This is a genomic window from Roseibium sp. (assembly GCF_048260565.1).
Taxonomy (GTDB): Bacteria; Pseudomonadota; Alphaproteobacteria; order Rhizobiales; family Stappiaceae; genus Roseibium.
This window is the reverse complement of record NZ_JBLXGP010000018.1, coordinates 89,221-108,088: the sequence shown is the minus strand read 5'-3', so window position 1 is coordinate 108,088 and position 18,868 is coordinate 89,221. Positions and strand designations below refer to the sequence as shown.

Here is an 18,868-nt window from a genome sequence, read left to right as displayed (position 1 = left end):
ATGCTGCCTCCGCGATAATAGCGGAGCCATTCGCAGTTCGCGCGATTGTGGAAAGGCGAGTGGCTCCCGGATCTGCGCTTCGCATCGTCCATGATGACAGCCTGGGGACAAGGTATGACCATGCCCCATTTACCACTCCCATGGGGTGGTGAAACCATCGCAGATCTTGCCGCCCTCACCCCTTCCCAGCAACTGCAGCCTCGTGCTCCGCGGCAATTTCCGCGTCCCGCTCCATGGCCCGCTTGAAGGCCGGCCGTTCACTCATGCGGGCGGCATAGTCTTCGAACTCGGGATAGTCGGGCACGATGCCGAATTGCAGCGTCCAGTAGAGGGCTGTTCCCCATAAGACATCCGCAACCGTGAACCTGTCGCCGAGCATGTATGGCCCCTTGGCGAGTTGGGCCCGGAGCAGATCCACCACCTGATCATAGGTGCCGTAGGGCGACTGGCTCTCAGGCGCGGGCTCCCGCTTCATGAACTTGTCGACCACCGCCGGCTCGAAACAGGCCGCGTAATGCACCAGCCAGCGCAGATAGGGACCGCGCAGCGGATCGTCGATCCCCGGCGTCAGCCCGGCCTCGGGAAAGAGATCGCCGAGGTAGATGTGAATGGCGACCTGTTCCGTGATGACCGCGTCGCCATGGCGGATCGTCGGCACCTTGCCGAGCGGATTGATGCCTAAAAACTCCGGCTGCCTCTGCTCGCCGGCCTTCATGTTCAGGACATGCAGATCGTGCGGCGCGCTCAGCTCGTCCAGAAGGACCATGACGCTGCGGGCGCGGGTCTGCGGTGCATAATAGAAAGTGATTCTGTCGGGCATGGTGTCCCTGTCTCCAAATCCGTGGTCGCCGAAACCGGCACTGGCGGCAAGTTACAACGGCATACCTGTCAACTTTTGTCAGGTTGGATTAGAATGTTTTCATGCGAGCCAGCCGCCTTCTTTCCATCCTCCTCACGCTGCAGGCCAAGGGCCGGGTCACAGCCCGGACGCTTGCCGACGAGTTCGAGGTTTCAGAACGCACGATATACCGGGATATCGATTCCCTGAGCGAAGCCGGCATTCCGGTCTACAGCGAGCGGGGATCGGATGGCGGCTACCGGCTGCTTGACGGCTACCGCACCCGGTTGAACGGCCTGTCGGCGGAAGAAGCCGATGCCCTGTTCCTGACCGGCTTGCCGGGCCCCGCCGCCGATCTGGGACTGGGGGCTGTCATGGCGGGCGCAAAAAACAAGCTGCTGACCGCCCTGCCGGAGGGTTTGCGCAGAGGCGCGGAGCAGATGCAGAACCGGTTTCTTCTCGATACCCCGGCCTGGTTTGCCCAGGCCGAACAGCCTGAACACCTGCAGGAGGTCGCCAAGGCCGTCTGGGAGCAACGCTTCATCGACATTCGCTACCGGGCCTGGAAAGCGGAGAAGCGGCGCCGCGTGGCCCCGCTCGGCATCGTGTTGAAAAGCGGGTCCTGGTACCTGGTAGGGGCCGTCGAAGGCAACCCGCGCACCTACCGCATTTCCCGTATCCTGGAATTCTCGCTGACCGACGCTCGTTTCGAGCGCCCGGCGGATTTCGATCTTGCCGCTTACTGGCACGAGAGCACCCGCCGCCTTGAAGCCGAACTTCATCCGAACCGCGCCACCCTGCGCCTGTCGCCGTGGGGACGAAAGATGTTCGAGGCCTTCCTGCCACCCTACGTCTGCGCCCATGCGGAATTCGGTGATAAGCCGGACGAGACCGGCTGGACCACCGTCAGCCTGCCCGTCGGCTCCATCCGCCAGACCTGCGTCGACCTGCTGCGCTTCGGCGCGGAGGCGGAAGTCCTCTCCCCTCCCGACCTGCGCGCCGCCATGGCGGAGATCGCCGGGGGGTTGGGGGAGATCTATGGTGGGGAGACGTCCGGCAGGGAGGGCAGCCTTTCCCGTGATGTCGACGCGCCCGCGTCACCACCGGATCTGAAATCCGACTGATAGGTCGATCCACGGTGGGCAACAATAAACCGGAACCTTCATCACTTTCCCCCTACCCCGACACCCCGCCGAGCAGAAGCCAGCCGCAGATCAGCACCGCCACCCCGACCAGCACTCCGACAATCACCATCTGGCGGACGGCCAGAAAGGCGGCAAAGCCGGCGCCCGCCGCCACGAGGCGCAGCCACATGGGGGTGTCCGCCAGAATACCGTTGGGAAACAGGATCAGCTTGGAGATGACGCCGGCGACCAGGGCCGTTGCCACGCAACGCACCCACACGAACAGCTCGCTGTCCTCGCGCAGGCGCCCGCCGGCGAACACGCCGAGCCAACGCCACATGTCGGTGGCAATCCAGCCGGCCACCACGATCATCACATAGGGCCACCACCAGGCGACGTCGCTCATGACAGCCTCCCTCGCGCCACGCGGTGTATCAGATAGGCCGCCGTGCCGCCGAAAAGACCGGTCCACAGCAGATCGAGCCCGGGCACATAGACAAAGAACACCGGTCCGAGCGCAAGGCCGATCGCCAGGGCCAGTTTGTCGGCCAGGAGCCGCGAGGCGCCCCAGAGCGAACACAGGAAATAGACCGGCGTCAGCAGAAGCAGGCTGCCGGCCAGGATCGGCGGCAGGCGCTCCACCAGAAGATAGGCAACGCCGGTCGCGCAGAAGACGAAACTGGTGATCGCAAAGCCGAACCCGAAGAAAAACGGCAGCCGGGCCTCGCGCGGCATGTCCGGCAGGTTGCGCATGGCATAGACCCAGGCGGTCACGGCCACGAAATGGGAGGCGATCAGAAGCTGCCAGCGCTTGGTCTTGCCCTCCACCTTGACCATAGGCATCAGCGCCATGGTCATGGGCATCAGCCGCACGGAGGCAAGCGCAACGGCGATCGCCGCGGGAACGAGCCCCATCCCGGAATTGAGCGCTCCCGTGAGGACGACAATCGACGGCAGCGCCCAGATCAGCCCTGTCATGGCCAGGGTCTCTGTCAGCGACAGGCCGGTCTCGCGCGCCAGCCCCGCATAGCCGACAAAGGCAGCGGTCAGGATCAGCGCCGGAATGGACATGGCCGCCCGCGCGCCGCGCAGCGCCCAAACACGGGAAGGAAGGGTGTTACCGGGTCCGCCGGGCGGATCGATTTCGTTGCTGGAAGCCATCACTGCCGGATCTGGAAAACAGGATCTGGAAACGGAGAATAGGAAGGTTTCCTTATAAAAACGGATTGCGACAATTTGTCAATTCGGGAAACGGGGATGAGCCCACCCCGCATAAGCTCGCCACCGGCAACAAACGATTGCCAGCCAACGAAGCAATCCTTCGAGAACGTTATCGCTCCTGCAGCGCCAGGCGGAGCCCGAGGGCACAGTAGATGGTGCCGATCGCCTTGCCCTGCCAACGCATGACCGTTTCGCTGCGGCGGAGCACGCGGCCGATACCGCCGGCGAAGACGGCAACCGTCAGGGTGCTCAACAGCCCCATGGCAACGAACAGGACACCGAGGACCGACAACTGCAATGCGACCGAACCGTTTTCCGGCCGAACGAACTGCGGCAGGAAGGCCAGGAAAAACATGGCCGATTTCGGGTTCAAAACCTCCGCCAGAACCGCCTGACGGAACGCCTGCCAGGGAGAGATCCCGCCGTCACCGGTCCGGACACGCACCGGCGTCCGATCTCGGAACGCCTTGATGCCGAGATAAACCAGATAGGCCGCACCGAGATACTTGATCACGCTGAACAGCGTGGCCGAGGCCAGAATCATCGCCGACAGGCCCAGCACCGTGAATGCGGTGTGGACAAGATCCCCCGCCGCAATGCCGAGTGCAGTTGCCAGTCCGGCCCGGGTTCCCGACCCAGAAGCGCGGGCAAGCGTCAGCAGGACCGCCGGACCTGGAATGAAGACAAAGCCGAGCAGAATGGCCAGATAGGTCACCAGGGTCGTTTGATCGATCATGCACTTTCCTCCCGTTTTCCTGCAGCCTCAATTCAAGAAAAAGGCCGGGACACATCCGCATCCCGGCCTTTTGTCTTGTTTCAGGCAAGGGCCTCAGTCCGCCAGCGGCACCTTCGGCACCAGGCTCTTCTTCGCCCCGCCCTTGCCGCTTTCCGGCTTCGACGGCTTGGCGGCGGCCTTGGCTGCCGGCTTCTTGCGGCGCTTCGGCTTCGTCTTGGACGCGGCTGCGGCCTTCGGCTTCGACGGTGGCGTTGCCCGTTCCTCGATCGATTCCAGAAGCAGACCGGCCCGGTCTTCGGACACGGAGACCTTGACCATGCCGCCCTTCTTCAGCTTGCCGAACAGCACCTCGTCGGCGAGCGGCCGCTTGATGTGCTCCTGGATGATCCGGCCCAGCGGACGCGCGCCCATCCGGTTGTCGTAGCCCTTGTCGGCGAGCCACTTGACCGCATCCTCGGTGAGTTCGAAGGTCACGCCGCGATCGGCGAGCTGGACCTCGAGCTGCATGACGAATTTCTCGACCACCTTGTAGACCACTTCCATCGGCAGGTTGCCGAAGGGAATGACCGCGTCCAGACGGTTGCGGAATTCCGGCGTGAACAGCTTGTTGATCGCTTCCGAATCCTCGCCTTCGCGCTTGGACCGATTGAAGCCCACCGGCTCCTTGGCCATGTCCGAAGCACCGGCATTGGTGGTCATGATCAGGATGACATTGCGGAAATCGACCTGCTTGCCGTTGTGATCGGTCAGCTTGCCGTGGTCCATCACCTGCAACAGGATGTTGAACAGGTCCGGATGGGCCTTCTCGATCTCGTCGAGCAGCAGCACGCAGTGCGGATGCTGGTCGACGCCATCGGTCAGAAGACCGCCCTGGTCGAAGCCCACATAACCCGGAGGCGCGCCGATCAGGCGCGAGACCGTGTGCCGCTCCATGTATTCCGACATGTCGAAGCGGATCAGTTCCACGCCGAGCGAGGACGCCAGCTGGCGGGCCACTTCGGTCTTGCCGACGCCGGTCGGGCCGGAGAACAGGTAGCTGCCGATGGGCTTGTCCGGCTCGCGCAGGCCCGCGCGGGCCAGCTTGATCGCCGAAGCAAGGGTCTCGATCGCCGCGTCCTGACCGTAGACGACCCGTTTCAGGTCCGTGCCCAGGTTGGACAGGACTTCCACGTCGTCCTTGGAAACCGACTTCGGCGGGATCCGGGCCATGGTGGCGATGGTGTTCTCAATATCCCTGACGTTGATGGTCTTGCGCCGACGGGACTCGGGCACCAGCATCTGCGACGCCCCGGTCTCGTCGAGCACGTCGATCGCCTTGTCCGGCAGCTTGCGGTCGGAGATGTATTTCGCCGACAGTTCCACCGCCGCCTTGATGGCGTCATTGGTGTAGCGGACCTTGTGGAAATCCTCGAAGTAAGGCTTCAGCCCCTTCAGGATATCGATGGCGTCCGGAATGGTCGGTTCGTTCACGTCGATCTTCTGGAACCGGCGCACCAGCGCCCGGTCCTTTTCGAAGAACTGCCGGTATTCCTTGTAGGTGGTCGAACCGACGCAGCGGATTGCGCCGGAGGCCAGCGCCGGCTTCAACAGGTTCGAGGCATCCATCGCCCCGCCCGAGGTTGCGCCCGCGCCGATCACCGTGTGGATCTCGTCGATGAACATGACCGCGCCCGGATAGTCCTCGATCTCCTTGACCACCTGCTTCAGGCGTTCCTCGAAATCGCCCCGATAGCGGGTGCCGGCCAAAAGGGCGCCCATGTCGAGCGCGAAAATGGTGGCGTCCTTCAACACGTCCGGCACGTCGCCGTTGACGATGCGGCGCGCCAGACCTTCGGCGATCGCCGTCTTGCCCACGCCCGGGTCGCCCACGAACAGCGGATTGTTCTTGGACCTCCGGCACAGGATCTGGATGGTGCGGGAAATCTCGTCGTCACGGCCGATCAGCGGATCGATCTTGCCCTTTTCCGCCTTCTCGTTGAGGTTGACGCAATAGGCCTCGAGCGCATCGGTCTTGGCCTTCGGCGTCTTCTCGCTGGGATTGCCCGAGAGGGCTTCTTCCTCTTCCGCACCTTCGACGGGGCGCGCTTCGGCCATGCCCGGCCGCTTGGCGATGCCGTGGGAAATGTAATTGACCGCATCGTAGCGGGTCATGTCCTGATCCTGCAGGAAATAGGCCGCATGGCTTTCGCGCTCGGCAAAAATGGCAACCAGCACATTGGCTCCGGTCACCTCTTCCCGTCCGGACGACTGGACATGGATCACCGCACGCTGGATCACCCGCTGGAAACCTGCGGTCGGCTTTGAGTCCTCGTCGCTGTCGGTCACCAGGTTGTCCAGCTCCGTCTCGATATAGTCGAGCAGGTTGCGCCGGATGACGTCCAGGTCCACGTTGCAGGCCCGCATGACGGCAGCCGCATCCTGGTCGTCCAGGAGTGCAAGCAACAGATGCTCGAGCGTCGCGTATTCCTGCTGGCGCTCGTTGGCGAAAGCCAAAGCCTGGTGGAGCGCTTTTTCGAGACTACGAGAGAATGACGGCACGTGTGATATCCTTCACTTTTTCTCCATGACGCATTGCAATGGATGCTGGTGTTTCCGGGCAAAATCCATGACCTGCGTCACTTTTGTCTCCGCGACTTCGTAGGAAAAAATCCCGCATTCCCCGACGCCGTGATGATGAACATGGAGCATGATGCGGGTGGCCTCCTCCCGGTTCTTCTGGAAGAAATTCTCCACCACGTGAATCACGAACTCCATTGGGGTGTAATCGTCGTTCAGCAGCAGCACCCGATAAAGGTTCGGGCGCTTGGTATTCGTTCTGGTCCTGGTGACAACAACAGTTCCGGCGTCGCCGTCACCATCTTCAAAGTCAGCCCCGCCTGCCATACTTCAGTCTACTGCCCTTCAAACGATGACCTATCGAGTCTATCAGCAGCAAACCCGGAGTAAAGGCCCTCAATCTTGTGTAGCCCTGTAGCCGACCGGTTGCCCGCGCCAGCCCTTGTCCATTCCGGGTTCGTCCACCTTGCTAAACCAATCCTGCCGCGCAAGTCCCGCCTGCGCAATGGCCGATTTGATCGAGAGGCTGCGGTTTTTTGCCGGCCTGAACCGGCACCGCCCTTCGGATTGTATGTAGGATAGGAAAAAACTTTTAAAAGATCAGAAGCAAAGACAGCTTCACACGGAGGAACTCAGCGAAAAAGGACGGAAAGCCGAAGGTTGGGGATAGCGGTCAATTCATACTCTCCACATGCCTGACAACCCTCTTGAACGCCATGAAACCAGCGGTTTGCGGGAACGGCAGAGACCCTCTCGGAGACCCGAAATGCGAAAAACCCGGCTCTTTCGAACCGGGTTCAATTTCCCTTGAACCGCCACGTACCCCAAAGGATACTCGGGACCCGGTTCAGGTGAATTTTTCAGGTACAAATTGACCGAAGGCCGTGAGAGGCCGGCTTACTTGCCCATCTTGCCGAGCATGCCTTCGTAAGGCTTGTAGGCTTCCTTGGACAGATCGGTGTACATTTCACCGAGCTTGGTCATTTCCCCGACAAAGCCTTCATAGGCCGTCTTGAAATAATCGGTCTGCGCTTCGAAAGCCTTGTCGAGAGACTTGCAGGACACGACCTTTTCGACCGCGGCAGAGCCTTCCTCGAAGGACTTCTTCTGGTAGTCAGCCATCTCGGCGGCGATCGCCTGCATAGCCTTGGACATGGTGTTGAGCGACTCCATGGCCATGTCCATGTTGTCCTTGCCCAGCTTCTGCACTTCCTCGAAATTGTTCATCATTCTTCCAACCCTTAAATCCTGGAGTGATTGCGCTTTCGCGCGTCACGCGCCTTTGCGCCACCTCGACAGGCGACTTGTTTACCCTACGACACTAACTTATGCGCCGCACAAAATTTGTCAAGATTTTTTTGCGCTGCAACATCAACCTGAAATATGCATTGTTCGGGCATACCCACTTTTCTTTCCGCCACCGCCCATATGGCTCAACAGGAAGGAGCGGCAAGGTTCACGCAAGCAAAGAAAATCAAAATAAACAATCGGAAATCTAAATTCTAACTGATATCAATTTAAACTTGGCAAATCGTCAATTAAAAAATACATATACTTGAGTAATGATAATTTTATTAGCTTATGTAGAGAAAACAACATCGCCACATATCTTAATGGCAATTTAGCGAAAATTAAGAAGGTATTAATACTAATTTTAATCTAAAATTTTTTCGACATTCTCCCTTTTATATTTACTCATTCGTAACCGCGATTCCATCAAATGAATCGCAGAGAATACGGGAAACGGCTTGTTTGCAGCCGGTAGCCGGACTGGTTAGGTTTGGTGCCGTGATGGAAGTGCGTGACCCAGAATGGGAACTGTCGGTGTTTGGTATGCGTTTGTATCGCAGTGCACGAAATCTGGGTTTGTTGGTAAAGTTCGGCATCGCGGCGGCAGTCGTCCTGTCCGCGCCCCTGTCGGCGTCTGCTAACTCCAAATATGCGGGAATCGTCGTCGACGCCAAAACCGGAAAGACGCTTTATGCGTCTTCCGCTGACGCGCGCCGCTATCCCGCCTCCCTCACCAAGATCATGACCCTGTATCTGGTCTTTGAGGAACTCGAAGCCGGGCGCCTGTCGCTCAATTCGCAGCTCAAGGTCTCCAAATACGCCTCCGGCCGTCCCCCTTCGAAGCTCGGCCTGAAGCCGGGATCGACGATCAAGGTCAAGGATGCCATCCTTGCGCTGGTGACCAAGTCGGCCAACGACGTTGCCACCACCGTCGCCGAAAACATCGCCGGCTCGGAAACCAAATTCGCCGAGCGCATGACCCGCACAGCGCATCAGTTGGGCATGAAGCGGACGGTTTTCCGCAATCCGCACGGTCTGCCGAATTCCAGGCAATACACGACCGCCCGGGACATGGCGACGCTCGGTCGCGCCATTCAGGAGCGGTTCCCCAAATACTACGGCTACTTCAAGACCCGGGTTTACACTTATCGCGGCCGCCGCTACGGCAACCACAACCGCCTGCTCGGCAAGGTGAAGGGCGTTGACGGCATCAAGACCGGCTACATCCGTGCGTCCGGCTTCAATCTGGTCACTTCCGTTAAGCGCGACGGCCGTTACATCGTCGCCGTCGTCATGGGCGGTCGGACCGGCCGCTCTCGCAATGCCCAGATGGTGAAGCTGATCAACGAATATCTGCCGCGTGCCAGCAAGGGTAAGGTGACCGACCAGGTCATCGCATCCGCCGCTCGCACACCGACCTTCGTCGCCGCCAAGCTGGATGACGTTCCCAAGCCCTCCCGGAAACCGGGACCGGCAACGAAAGCGCCGTCGAACCTGCTCGCGCTTGCCGCCCCGCCGAGCAAGGCGGAACTCGAAGCCCCGATGATCGTCACCGGCGCAATCCCGGTCCCGCCGAAAGTGGTCAGGCAGCGCATGACGAATGCCTTTGAAGCTGCCGGTTTGCCACCGGTGCCGCCGGCAGCGCCCGAGCGCCCCGAACAGACCACCGTAACCGTGGCTACCAGCGACACCAAGGACCAGGAACCGGGCTGGCAAGTCCAGATCGCCGCGACCGAAACCGAGAGCGACGCGGTCGAGATGCTGAAACGCGCAACGACTGCCGCCGGTCTGCACCGCCGCGTGCCTTATACAGAACCGGTCGAGGCCAACGGCCAGACCCTCTACCGCGCGCGCTTTGTCGGCTTTGAAACGAAAACTGCGGCCTTAAGCGCCTGCAAGACTCTGAAACGGGCGAAATTCGCCTGCTATGCCATCTACCAGTAATCGCGTAACGGATGTCGTCAATGTCTTCTGAGAAGAGTGTCTTTAGCCTCGTTGAGTTTCGCCGCCAGGAAGGTGGTTCCGCCATGGTCGGGATGCAGCCTCTGCATCAGCCGTCGGTGCGCCGCTCGGATTTCCGCGTCCCCGGCGCCGGGCGAAAGCCCCAGGATCTGGTAGGCCTCCTCATCTGTCATGGCGCCCGCGCTCGACGGGCTGCTCTGCCGCTCTGCTCCATCCGCCTGGAAGTGTTCACGCCAGCCGGAAAGCCTGCGGTCGAGATAAGCTTCGACTAAAGCCCGGCTCTGCGCATCCGTCGCGGTCTCTTCCCAAAGGGCCTTCAGATCGGCGTCACTGAGGTCACCCAGCGACGCGCCCGTGAACCGTCCGGCTAGAACGGTTCCGCTCATGTCTCCGCTGTCATGGTCCAGCTCCATTTCGACCATGGCCGTCCGCACCCGGGAGGTTTGCCCCGGCGTCGCCTGACCGCTCCCCCCGCCGAAGGCCCCGCCGAGGCGCCTCCAGCCCAGAAGCGACAGGCCGACACCGGCAAGGGGAACGGCGAAAACGAACCTTCCCCCCACGGCAAATATTGCGGCAATCGCCAGAAGGGCGATCCCGCCGCCTCGCCTGAGCGTGCGCGACAGATCGGCCGGATTGGCCTGAACGAAGTGCTGGGCTGCGTAAAGCAGCATGATCAGCAGCAGAATTCCCAGAAGAAGATAGAACATTCGGCCTATTTCAGTTGATCAAGCAGAAGCCGGGCGCCCTGCCCGCCGGAGGCCTCGAGCTTTTTCAGCGCACCATGGCCGCCGGCGGCATAGGCGGCAACGGCCTTCAGCAGATCCGCAAGCTGGCGCGCAGAGCCCGCGTCGAAGGAACAATAGGCCCCGCGGGTAAGCCGCGCAATCTCGCGGAAAGCCTGTTCGGCCGCCGGGTCCCGGCCTTCCTGGAACAGGAACACCGGCACGCCCAGAAGGCCGAGTTCTCCGGCCCGGGCACACAGATCGTCGACGTTTTCCTCCATGCAGTCGCCCACATAGACCAGACCGGCGATCTTGTCGTCCTTCGCCGCCGACAAGGCAGCGGACAGCACCTTGCGGATCTGCGTGTGCCCACCCCTGCAATCGATGCGTGACATGGCTTCCGCCAGATCCTCGCTGCCGGAAAACCAGCGCGACGCCCGGCATTCGCCGAATCCGCGAAAATAGACCAGCTTGATCTCCAGGCCGGAGAGCTTAGCCGCTTCCTTGAACATTTCCGCCTGAATCTGGCAGGCCTGGTCCCAGGTCGGCTGGCGGCTCATGGTCGCGTCAAGGCCGAACACCAGCCGGCTGCGTGCCTCGGGCGGTACGGAAAGCTCCGACACCTTGTGCAGAAAGGCCTGAATGTCTGCAGATGACGACCGGCTTTGGACATCCTGCGACTGCGCCCGCGCTTCGCTGGCCGCAGTGTTCTTTTTTTCAACCGGTTTACCAGGATCCATTTTCAGCCTTCAGTTCAACATCAACAGCAGCTTTAATAATTGGGCTCGATACAGGCTAAAGCAAGCCGGCATTGCCAATCCGGACCAGTTGTCTCAGGTCGCTTGCTCCGCCGCCGGCACGACCAGCCGCGGCAGATAGAAAAATACATGGAACATCGCGATCACGTTAATAATAAGGATGATCGCGATCGGATAAGCCTCGTGCTTGTAATGCGCCAGGAAGCCTAACACGGCAGCAACGATAATACCGATCAATCCGGCAAACATCTTGCTGGCGGAAAAGAAATACGCACCGCCGTCATTGGGCGCCATCTCGCCGAGATACACCCTGATGTTGATATTCACGGCCTGCATCGAAAAACTGAGAAGGACAAAGATCGGGGTGTAGTAGAGGTAATGCTGATAGTCCGGGTATCCGTCGATCAGAAGCGCCATGACCGCAGACAGGGCACTGGCACAGATCCCTGCAATCAGTTTGGTATGGATCGATCGCCGGGCCATCACCAAAAGCACCGGCCCGCTCAGAACCGCCCCCACCGACAAGGCGATAATGATGGAACTCAGGGAACCAGATGCGTTTGCATGCAGCGATGCAGCATGCATGGCGTAGAAGGGGATGACCTGTGTAATCGATAATAACAGGATCTGGGCGATGATGTACTGCCGGAACCAGCCGTGCTCCAGGCTGAAGGCCCAGCCGCTTTTGATCTGCGCCCAATGCCCGGGCACGTCCCGATTGCCCGCCTCCTCTGTTCTTTGCTCAGCACCGGCAGCTTTCGGCCGTTCCCGCACGAACAGGACCAGGATGGCCCCGACTATCCCGCTGGAAACGGCCAGCCAGACGAGGGTCACGTGACTTGTTAGCGGGTCCTCGCCCTGAAAGTACCAGTGGGTTGCCAGGGCAAAGCCGATAACCGCGCAAGCGCTTATTCCGCCCGCGATGTTGAACAGCAGACTCCGGCGGTCCTTGTCGAGCAATTCCGGCATGAGCGTGCTGTAGGCCAGACTGCCAACGCCCTGTCCGACGCCGACAGCCGCCGCCGCCAGCAGGAAAATCGCGGTCACGGCCAATATCCAGTCAAACTGAATGGAGACCGCCGCGAGAACCATTCCGGCCAGCATGATGATTTTACCCGTCACCAGATAGGTTTTGCGCAACTTCGCCTTGGCGATCAGGGGAGCGGAGACCGTCTGGGAAAGCTGGGAAATTCCGTAAAGCAGAGGAACGAGGATGGCGGCGAAAACCGTCGGCGCGCCGACCGCGATATAGATGTAGGGAATGATCACCCTTGGCGGCGCCAATCGATGCCCGACCGATGTAAACAGCCCATGCGCCAACAGGACCCGCAAATTCCAGCGACTGTCTGTCAACAAGGTTGCCATCCATTCGAGTATCCAGAAGGGCCTGCGATCCGCGTCCTCGCAGACGTTCCATGGAACTTCACAATCCCGGGAATGAATAGGCGCTATAGAGGTTAAATTTTCAGAACCGGCGGCATTTCCCGCCTAAATCAGGCAAAGCTCCGAAAGATCCCGGCGCATTTCCTCCGGCATCGCCACGGCCTCACCTGCGGAACGTATGTCGGCAGGCGCATCTTCCGGCTTCAGATAACGCCACCCCTGGAACGGTCGCCTCGGCTGATACTGGGTCAGGATCAGCCGCGGTTCGAGCACCAGGTCGCAACGCTTGACCCCGGATTTATCGGTGAACGGACGAATATCGACCAGATGCTGGCGCACCTGGATCCGGCCCTTGATCACCCAATAGAGGGAACCGCCTTCCAGAAGTTCCTCACGGCGGGTCGGCACCATGCGCGTGGTATGGGTCTGCTCAAGCGGCTCTCCGGCCTGGCGCTTCTGTTCCATGCGGAAATCGAGCCACGCCTGCAGGCTTTCCACGCTGTCCGCGCCAACACACAATTTTACCAGATGCAGGGTCATAACCCGATGAGGTATCAGCAAACCTCCCAAGGTCAAGCACCCGGACGGATCGAAGGATCTTTTACACAGGTCGTGGAAGGGAGCGAATGTCGTCCGATCAAGCGATTTCCACAAACAAAAAGGGCGCGGAGATCCGCGCCCGTTTCGTATTCTGGTTGCTTGTCAGTTCACGACCGCGACCGCCTGTTGAGCGGCGTCCGGGTCGTGAAAAAGCATGAACAATGCCAGCGCGCCTCCCAGAGCGAGTACTGTCCAGACAGTGACGCCCCAGCAGGACTTTTGCACGTTTTCGTCCATGAAAACCCTTTAGACCTTTTCTGCCCACTGCCGCGGTAGCGGGAGGTGCCCCGTGGCAAAATGTGGCCCTATTGAGGCGAGGAGTTAAGGGATCCCTAACGACTTCGCAAGTGCAAAAAACAGGCATCAGGAATGCATTCCACGCTGATCTCACTTTTTAGCTTTTAATTCAAATTCTTAAGTGATTGTAGCCAGAGAAAAAAAGCTGCGCTAAACACGGGAGAGGCGCCGTTTGTGTGTCCGGAAGCAGTCCGAATTGGGAACGGAATGAATCAAAGAGGCCGGCCATGATGAACGTTCTTTCGCTTACCGATCTGATCGCCGCAGGCTGGTTCCTGTTCGCCTGGTTCGGCTTCAACCTGCTGATCGACCTCAGCCCCTTGCGGCACAAGACCCTGGCCCATGCCATGGACAACTACCGGCGCGCGTGGATGATCTCCATGACCCGGCGCCCTGTGCGCATCATGGACACGGCAATCACATCCGGCCTGCAGCAGGGCACCGCCTTTTTCGCATCCACCTCGCTGATTGCCATCGGCGGCGGCTTCGCGCTTCTGAACTCCACCGATGTCATCCTACAGGTGGCGACGGACCTGTCCCTGCCGGTCGAGAGCAGCCGGGCTCTGTGGGAGATCAAGGTTCTCGGACTGATGCTGATCTTCGCCTACGGATTCTTCAAATTCGGCTGGGCTTACCGTTTGTTCAACTATTCCAGCATCGTGATGGGCTCGGTACCGGAAGTCGGCTCGCCGGAAACGGAAGCCATTCGCAAGCTGGCCGGAACGGCGGCCGAACTGAATGTCCTCGCCGGCCGCCATTTCAACAGCGGCCAGCGGGCCTTTTTCTTCTCGATCGGCTTCATGGGCTGGTTCGGCGGCCCCATCGCCTTCGCCGTGATGACGCTGGCGGTCCTGATCGTGCTGCTTCGCCGTCAGTTCGCCTCAAGAGCGCGCATGGCGGTATTGTCCGGGCACAAGCTGGCATTGTCTCTCAGCGCGGAAGCCGACGAATACACGCGCACCGGATCGTCGAACCCCTTCACCTGATATTCGCCGAACAGACCGCCCCGGCAGCCCATGATGTCGGCGATGACCTCCGAAACCAGGATTTCCAGATCCAGGTCCTTGGCAAGCTCCGCAATCCGCGCAGCCATGTTGACCACCGGACCGATCACTGTGAAGTCGAGCCGGGTCTCGCTGCCCACATTGCCGAAGAAGACGTCGCCGGCGTGAAGCGCGATACCGACGCTCAGGTCCGGCGTCTCCAGGCAGATGTTGGCCTGGTTGATTTCTTCAATGCTCCGGATCGTCTGCCGGGCAGCGAGCAACGCCCGCTTTGCTGCGTCCTCCGCCTCGTCCTCGTTGGAATAGGGGAAGATCGCCATGATCTCGTCGCCAATGTATTTGAGCACCTCGCCGCCGTGGGCTTCCACCGCCACCGTCATGGCACCGAAATACTGGTTCAGGAACTTGATCAGCTTGTCAGCCGGCAGCGTATTCGAGATGCGGGTGAAGCCGCGCAGGTCCGCGAAACTGACCACTGCGGAAATCCACTCGCCGTCGCCGCGCTTGACCGTACCGTTGAGCACCTTGCTGCCGGCGCGCACACCCACGTAAGTGTCGAGCAGCGTTTCCGCTGTCCGCTTCAAGGTCGCAAGTTCGCAGACGATGCCAAGCGGCCGGATGATCGATTCCAGCACGCCGATCTGCGCGCCCGAAAAGCCGGACGGCGCCTTGGTCGCGAAGGTCACGGCCTTGGTCGACCCGTCCGAAAACGGCATCGGCAGCGCGATGTAATCGGTATACCCTTCGCCCCTGAGGTCAGGAATGACGGAAAATTCCCCCGGTTCCGGCTCCGGCGCAATACGGCAGCGAACCGGCTGGCTTTCGGTAAAAACGGCCTTCAGCGGGCTGTTGTGATAACGCTCATCGAGCTCTTCGGAACCAATATAACGACGCAACTCGCGCGTTCCGCTGCTTTCCCACACTGCCGCCTCGGCGCGCACATTCGGGTGCAGCAGCATGATCGCGGTCGTGATCCGGTCGACAGGAAGCCCGCCTTCGCGCAAGTGAGTAGCCAGCTCTTCCACCAGTTCGAGGCTATCCTGGCGTCCTACGGCTTCCGAATAAAGCCATTGGACGACGTTCGCAGCAAGCAGCGGCGCTTCAAGGACCATGAGCCCTGTTCCTTCAAGATTGACGACGGTCCCGCCCGTTAGGGGTCGCGAACAGCTCCTATATGGTGCTCCGTCTGTTTTTCGCAAAGGGCAGTCGGACCGAACAGATTGTTTCAACCCGAAAAAATACCCTAGGGTTAGTGTCTAGACTGACAATAGCAGATTCAGGACCTCAACGGCCATGCACGTTTCGCGGAGCAGATATTTGAGCTACGTTCCCAATTCATCTGACCGAATCCGAATGACATCCAACATGCTGCCAGCCTTTTACCTGATCGTGGACGATCCCGCTTGGCTCCCACGCCTGTGTCCCGTCGGCCTGACCTTCGCCCAACTCAGGATCAAGGACAAAAGCCTGCCTGAAACAGAGAAGGCGATTCGGGACGCATTGAAGATCGCACGCGCGCACGGCTGCATTCTGGTGATCAACGACTATTGGCAACAGGCCATCGATGCCGGGGCGGACTGGGTCCATCTCGGACAGGAAGACCTCGACGCGGCCGACGTTTCCGCCCTGAAAGCCGCCGGGATCCGCATCGGTGTTTCGACGCATACCCCAGCCGAGCTGGAACGGGCGCTTGCGCTTGATCCTGACTACGTTGCGCTCGGGCCGATCTACGAACCGCGCGGCAAGACGGTCGATCACGCCCCCCAGGGTCTCGACCGGATCAGGGAGTGGAAAACCCGTATCTCCTGCCCGCTGGTCGCCATTGGCGGGATACGCCTGGAACAAGCATCCGACGTCTATGCCGCCGGCGCTGACAGCATCTGCGTGATCACCGATGTTCTGAAGGCGGCAGATCCGGAACAAAGATGCAGAGACTGGCTCGCTGAGGCTGGAAAAAAGGCCTGAAGCGAACCGCGGCATCGCCGTCCACTCCGTTGAACCCCTTGATTTTCCTGCAGTTTATCCCATCGCGACAAGTGACGAGGTCCAAAGGCGCAATCCGTGACAGATGTCACAGGCATCGGCACGCGCCTGGTCCATTTTGCTCCCATCGGATCAACGATGTAATCGAGGGCAAAGGAATGACCTTATATCTGAAACTCGGCGGACGTCCGGCTTTCCAGGAAGCCATCGAAACGCTCGAAAACAAACTGCGTCAGGACGGTACGTTCAGGCCGTCTCAGGATGGCCGTGTGCTGCGCTACTCCGAAGAGCTTTGCGAATTCCTGGTGTTTTTATTCGGAGGCGCTCCCTTTTACGACGGTATGCCGATCGGCACGGTCCTGGAGCCGCTTCGTCTCGACGACAGCCGTTACGACCGGTTTGTAGACCATGTCGTCAACGCATTGGGCGGCAACCGGTCTTCGGCCCGCAGCGAAGCCCAGATGCGGGTGGTGATGGAGCATATTCGTCCCCACGTCGTGAACGTCCCGGAATTTCGAACGGATTCTGCGCCTCGGGACCCGGTCGGCGTCCCGGCCTGATCGGGACAGTCTGCGACGAAAAAGCGCCGGCAGGTTACCCTGCCAGCGCTTTTCTTTTTTTACCGATTGATCGTGTACGGATCAGCCGAGTTCGCTGACAGAGGTCACGACCTTGCCGACCAGGCCATACGTAATGCCCTCTTCCGGGCTCATCCAGTAGTCGCGGTCCGTGTCCTTTTCGATGCGCTCCAGCGGCTGTCCGGTCGCATCGGCGAAGATCTTGTTGAGGCGGTCGCGCATCTTGATGATTTCGCGGGCCTGGATCTCGATGTCCGTGGCCATGCCGCCCGCGCCGCCGGACGGCTGGTGCAGCAGGAAGCGGGTGTTCGGCGTGCAGAAGCGCTTGTCCTTCGGCACCGACACATAGATCAGCGCCCCGGCGCTCGCCACCCAGCCCATGCCGAGAATGCGGACTTCCGGCGAGATGAACTTGATCGTGTCGTGGATCATGTCCCCGGATTCCACATGGCCGCCGGGAGACGACACGATCACGGTGATCGGATCGTTGGACACCTGCGCAAGCGCCAGAAGGCGTGAGCAGATATCCCGGGCCATCTCCTGGTTGACCGGTCCCGTGATCAGAACGGTACGGGCCTCGAACAGATGCTTGTCGACCTGGATGGACGGTTGGGCCTTGGCCTTTTCCTCTTCCTCGTCATCGAGACGGGCGGGCACCGTTGTCGAATAGTTTTTCATGCGCGGGATAGGCTCCGTTGGCGTTTTGCCGGCTCAGGCGCCGGACGTTCGGTGTCTCAATGTGTATGCGAACCGGGAGCGGCTCGCAAATCCTCAGCCGAGGCATATCCTGAAAGAGTTATCAGAACCGAAACATAAGGGGTTTTTGGCGAGGATCAATCGGCTTGATGCGATCCGCCCCGGAATTTTCGATCGCCCTTTCCCAGGAACAGATGCCACATCATGGCCGCGAAAAACGGCAGTGACGGCCAGACGAACCAGAGCGGCGACAGCCCGGATGTCAGCAGATTGAGCAGGAAGAAAAAGCCGATTATGAAGACGCACCTGCGGACAATTCGCGGTTGACGCATTAGCCAGGCACGCGCCTGCTCGAAACCGTTGGCGAGGACGGCCGCATCCCGGTCGCCTCCCGGACCACTGGTCCCGTTATCGGTATGAGCCCGCGCGGTTCCCGGTGACCGATCTTCACGTTCCGCGCCCGTCAGGTCGTCTTCCGGTGCGTTCCGCCCGCCGAGACGAACGGCATAGGTTACCACCGGTTCACTGACATTCTTGATGTGCTGCAGCCCCAGAGGTTCGAATCCCAAAGCCAGCTTGCTGCGCACCTGATCATAGACGGACTGGGACAGGAGAATACCGCCCTGCGGCGCCAGTTCCTGCAGACGGGCCGCGACATTGACGCCGTCACCATAGATATCGTCGCCCTCCACCATGAGGTCGCCCATGTTCAAGCCGATCCGGAATTCCATCTTACGGGCATCCGGAAGGTCCGCGTTGCGCAGCGACAATTCCGTCTGGATCTCAACCGAGCACTGCACCGCCTCCACCACGCTGGAGAATTCGATGATGACCGCGTCGCCCCAGGTGTTGACGATCCGCCCGTTGTGCCGCTCCGCCAATTGCGACATGATTTCGCGGTAGGATTTCAGCCGGTCCAGCGTCCCGTCCTCATCCACTTCCATCAACCGCGCGTAATGGGCCACGTCGGCACACATCACGGCAGCCAATCGGCGTTTGGCACGCATGGCCTATCCCCTGCTCAACTCCTTTTAGGAATGGGACTGCCGGGTCGAAATTGCAACCGCCATGCCCGAAATGATCGATCACGGTGTCACTGAAAAGCAGCACCGATTCGAAA

At 60.2% G+C, this 18,868-nt stretch carries 20 protein-coding genes; 5 read left to right on the top strand and 15 right to left on the bottom strand.

Going from position 1 to position 18,868, the window contains the following annotated elements:
* Positions 1–175 precede the first annotated feature (175 nt).
* Positions 176–820 carry a glutathione S-transferase family protein gene (locus tag ACN0SO_RS25780; RefSeq protein ID WP_417682534.1) on the bottom strand — a complete coding sequence of 215 codons (645 nt, stop codon included), beginning with the start codon at positions 818–820 and terminating at the stop codon, positions 176–178.
* 101 nt (positions 821–921) lie between these two features.
* On the opposite strand from ACN0SO_RS25780, the gene ACN0SO_RS25775 reads away from it, so the two are divergent.
* The gene (locus ACN0SO_RS25775; RefSeq protein WP_417682532.1) at positions 922–1,962 is read left to right on the top strand and encodes a helix-turn-helix transcriptional regulator; all 1,041 of its coding nucleotides are present in this window, start codon (positions 922–924) and stop codon (positions 1,960–1,962) included.
* A 52-nt stretch (positions 1,963–2,014) separates the two neighbouring features.
* On the opposite strand, the gene ACN0SO_RS25770 is transcribed toward ACN0SO_RS25775, so the two are convergent.
* The 6 genes from ACN0SO_RS25770 to ACN0SO_RS25745 all read right to left on the bottom strand — a co-directional run bounded on the left by ACN0SO_RS25770 (position 2,015) and on the right by ACN0SO_RS25745 (position 7,705).
* Entirely contained in the window at positions 2,015–2,368 is a 354-nt protein-coding gene (locus tag ACN0SO_RS25770) for an AzlD domain-containing protein (RefSeq protein ID WP_417682530.1), read from the bottom strand.
* Complete coding sequence (locus ACN0SO_RS25765) at positions 2,365–3,123, bottom strand: AzlC family ABC transporter permease (protein ID WP_417682528.1); 759 nt, start codon at positions 3,121–3,123, stop codon at positions 2,365–2,367. The genes ACN0SO_RS25770 and ACN0SO_RS25765 overlap by 4 nt, the downstream gene beginning before the upstream one ends.
* 169 nt (positions 3,124–3,292) lie before the next feature.
* Positions 3,293–3,919 carry a LysE family translocator gene (locus tag ACN0SO_RS25760; protein ID WP_417682526.1) on the bottom strand — a complete coding sequence of 209 codons (627 nt, stop codon included), beginning with the start codon at positions 3,917–3,919 and terminating at the stop codon, positions 3,293–3,295.
* Positions 3,920–4,012: 93 nt separating this feature from the next.
* On the bottom strand, positions 4,013–6,457 hold the full coding sequence (gene clpA / locus ACN0SO_RS25755; protein ID WP_417682524.1) for an ATP-dependent Clp protease ATP-binding subunit ClpA: 2,445 nt from the start codon (positions 6,455–6,457) through the stop codon (positions 4,013–4,015).
* Positions 6,458–6,469: 12 nt separating this feature from the next.
* Positions 6,470–6,802 carry an ATP-dependent Clp protease adapter ClpS gene (clpS, locus tag ACN0SO_RS25750; protein ID WP_346895229.1) on the bottom strand — a complete coding sequence of 111 codons (333 nt, stop codon included), beginning with the start codon at positions 6,800–6,802 and terminating at the stop codon, positions 6,470–6,472.
* A gap of 570 nt (positions 6,803–7,372) precedes the next feature.
* A complete protein-coding gene (locus ACN0SO_RS25745; protein ID WP_394701477.1) occupies positions 7,373–7,705 on the bottom strand; it encodes a phasin family protein in 333 nt (110 codons plus the stop codon).
* Between the two features lie 603 nt (positions 7,706–8,308).
* Between ACN0SO_RS25745 and ACN0SO_RS25740 the strand changes: the two genes are divergently transcribed.
* Positions 8,309–9,709, top strand: coding sequence for a serine hydrolase (locus tag ACN0SO_RS25740; RefSeq protein ID WP_417682522.1), 1,401 nt, complete (start codon positions 8,309–8,311; stop codon positions 9,707–9,709).
* A 17-nt stretch (positions 9,710–9,726) separates the two neighbouring features.
* Here the strand turns inward: ACN0SO_RS25740 and ACN0SO_RS25735 are convergent, their stop codons facing one another.
* From ACN0SO_RS25735 to ACN0SO_RS25715, 5 genes are all read right to left on the bottom strand, one after another.
* Positions 9,727–10,434: a DnaJ domain-containing protein gene (locus ACN0SO_RS25735; RefSeq protein ID WP_417682520.1), complete on the bottom strand. Its 708-nt coding sequence runs from the start codon at positions 10,432–10,434 to the stop codon at positions 9,727–9,729.
* Between the two features lie 5 nt (positions 10,435–10,439).
* Positions 10,440–11,189, bottom strand: a complete 750-nt coding sequence (locus ACN0SO_RS25730) for a VWA domain-containing protein (RefSeq protein ID WP_417682518.1) — start codon at positions 11,187–11,189, stop codon at positions 10,440–10,442.
* A gap of 93 nt (positions 11,190–11,282) precedes the next feature.
* Positions 11,283–12,563 carry an MFS transporter gene (locus ACN0SO_RS25725; protein WP_417682516.1) on the bottom strand — a complete coding sequence of 427 codons (1,281 nt, stop codon included), beginning with the start codon at positions 12,561–12,563 and terminating at the stop codon, positions 11,283–11,285.
* 132 nt (positions 12,564–12,695) lie between these two features.
* Positions 12,696–13,130, bottom strand: a complete 435-nt coding sequence (locus ACN0SO_RS25720) for a DUF1489 family protein (RefSeq protein WP_417682559.1) — start codon at positions 13,128–13,130, stop codon at positions 12,696–12,698.
* A gap of 162 nt (positions 13,131–13,292) precedes the next feature.
* Positions 13,293–13,415, bottom strand: coding sequence for a hypothetical protein (locus ACN0SO_RS25715; RefSeq protein WP_268956872.1), 123 nt, complete (start codon positions 13,413–13,415; stop codon positions 13,293–13,295).
* Between the two features lie 299 nt (positions 13,416–13,714).
* On the opposite strand from ACN0SO_RS25715, the gene ACN0SO_RS25710 reads away from it, so the two are divergent.
* Positions 13,715–14,473, top strand: coding sequence for a DUF599 domain-containing protein (locus tag ACN0SO_RS25710; protein ID WP_417682513.1), 759 nt, complete (start codon positions 13,715–13,717; stop codon positions 14,471–14,473).
* Here the strand turns inward: ACN0SO_RS25710 and ACN0SO_RS25705 are convergent.
* A complete protein-coding gene (locus tag ACN0SO_RS25705; RefSeq protein ID WP_417682512.1) occupies positions 14,359–15,603 on the bottom strand; it encodes an adenylate/guanylate cyclase domain-containing protein in 1,245 nt (414 codons plus the stop codon). The two genes, ACN0SO_RS25710 and ACN0SO_RS25705, sit on opposite strands and share 115 nt — an antisense overlap.
* Positions 15,604–15,844: 241 nt before the next feature.
* Between ACN0SO_RS25705 and thiE the strand changes: the two genes are divergently transcribed.
* Both thiE and ACN0SO_RS25695 read left to right on the top strand, forming a co-directional pair.
* Complete coding sequence (gene thiE, locus ACN0SO_RS25700; protein ID WP_417682510.1) at positions 15,845–16,456, top strand: thiamine phosphate synthase; 612 nt, start codon at positions 15,845–15,847, stop codon at positions 16,454–16,456.
* A 176-nt stretch (positions 16,457–16,632) separates the two neighbouring features.
* Complete coding sequence (locus ACN0SO_RS25695; protein ID WP_417682508.1) at positions 16,633–17,034, top strand: Clp protease ClpP; 402 nt, start codon at positions 16,633–16,635, stop codon at positions 17,032–17,034.
* Between the two features lie 81 nt (positions 17,035–17,115).
* Here ACN0SO_RS25695 and ACN0SO_RS25690 read toward each other — a convergent pair whose 3' ends face one another.
* Together ACN0SO_RS25690 and ACN0SO_RS25685 are read right to left on the bottom strand one after the other, a co-directional pair.
* Positions 17,116–17,730 (bottom strand): ATP-dependent Clp protease proteolytic subunit, encoded by a 615-nt coding sequence (locus ACN0SO_RS25690; protein ID WP_417682506.1) that lies wholly within the window; start codon positions 17,728–17,730, stop codon positions 17,116–17,118.
* A gap of 155 nt (positions 17,731–17,885) precedes the next feature.
* Positions 17,886–18,755, bottom strand: a complete 870-nt coding sequence (locus ACN0SO_RS25685; protein WP_417682504.1) for an adenylate/guanylate cyclase domain-containing protein — start codon at positions 18,753–18,755, stop codon at positions 17,886–17,888.
* Positions 18,756–18,868 lie beyond the last annotated feature (113 nt).

Bases quoted from the DNA above. Each gene is read 5' to 3' on its own strand.
- ACN0SO_RS25695 (WP_417682508.1), top strand. From the start codon at position 16,633: ATGACCTTATATCTGAAACTCGGCGGACGTCCGGCTTTCCAGGAAGCC.
- ACN0SO_RS25765 (WP_417682528.1), bottom strand. From the start codon at position 3,123: ATGGCTTCCAGCAACGAAATCGATCCGCCCGGCGGACCCGGTAACACC.
- ACN0SO_RS25690 (WP_417682506.1), bottom strand. From the start codon at position 17,730: ATGAAAAACTATTCGACAACGGTGCCCGCCCGTCTCGATGACGAGGAA.
- ACN0SO_RS25685 (WP_417682504.1), bottom strand. From the start codon at position 18,755: ATGCGTGCCAAACGCCGATTGGCTGCCGTGATGTGTGCCGACGTGGCC.
- ACN0SO_RS25710 (WP_417682513.1), top strand. From the start codon at position 13,715: ATGATGAACGTTCTTTCGCTTACCGATCTGATCGCCGCAGGCTGGTTC.
- ACN0SO_RS25730 (WP_417682518.1), bottom strand. From the start codon at position 11,189: ATGGATCCTGGTAAACCGGTTGAAAAAAAGAACACTGCGGCCAGCGAA.
- ACN0SO_RS25705 (WP_417682512.1), bottom strand. From the start codon at position 15,603: ATGGTCCTTGAAGCGCCGCTGCTTGCTGCGAACGTCGTCCAATGGCTT.
- ACN0SO_RS25775 (WP_417682532.1), top strand. From the start codon at position 922: ATGCGAGCCAGCCGCCTTCTTTCCATCCTCCTCACGCTGCAGGCCAAG.
- ACN0SO_RS25740 (WP_417682522.1), top strand. From the start codon at position 8,309: ATGCGTTTGTATCGCAGTGCACGAAATCTGGGTTTGTTGGTAAAGTTC.
- ACN0SO_RS25745 (WP_394701477.1), bottom strand. From the start codon at position 7,705: ATGATGAACAATTTCGAGGAAGTGCAGAAGCTGGGCAAGGACAACATG.
- ACN0SO_RS25780 (WP_417682534.1), bottom strand. From the start codon at position 820: ATGCCCGACAGAATCACTTTCTATTATGCACCGCAGACCCGCGCCCGC.
- thiE (WP_417682510.1), top strand. From the start codon at position 15,845: ATGACATCCAACATGCTGCCAGCCTTTTACCTGATCGTGGACGATCCC.
- ACN0SO_RS25760 (WP_417682526.1), bottom strand. From the start codon at position 3,919: ATGATCGATCAAACGACCCTGGTGACCTATCTGGCCATTCTGCTCGGC.
- ACN0SO_RS25770 (WP_417682530.1), bottom strand. From the start codon at position 2,368: ATGAGCGACGTCGCCTGGTGGTGGCCCTATGTGATGATCGTGGTGGCC.
- ACN0SO_RS25720 (WP_417682559.1), bottom strand. From the start codon at position 13,130: ATGACCCTGCATCTGGTAAAATTGTGTGTTGGCGCGGACAGCGTGGAA.
- clpS (WP_346895229.1), bottom strand. From the start codon at position 6,802: ATGGCAGGCGGGGCTGACTTTGAAGATGGTGACGGCGACGCCGGAACT.
- ACN0SO_RS25735 (WP_417682520.1), bottom strand. From the start codon at position 10,434: ATGTTCTATCTTCTTCTGGGAATTCTGCTGCTGATCATGCTGCTTTAC.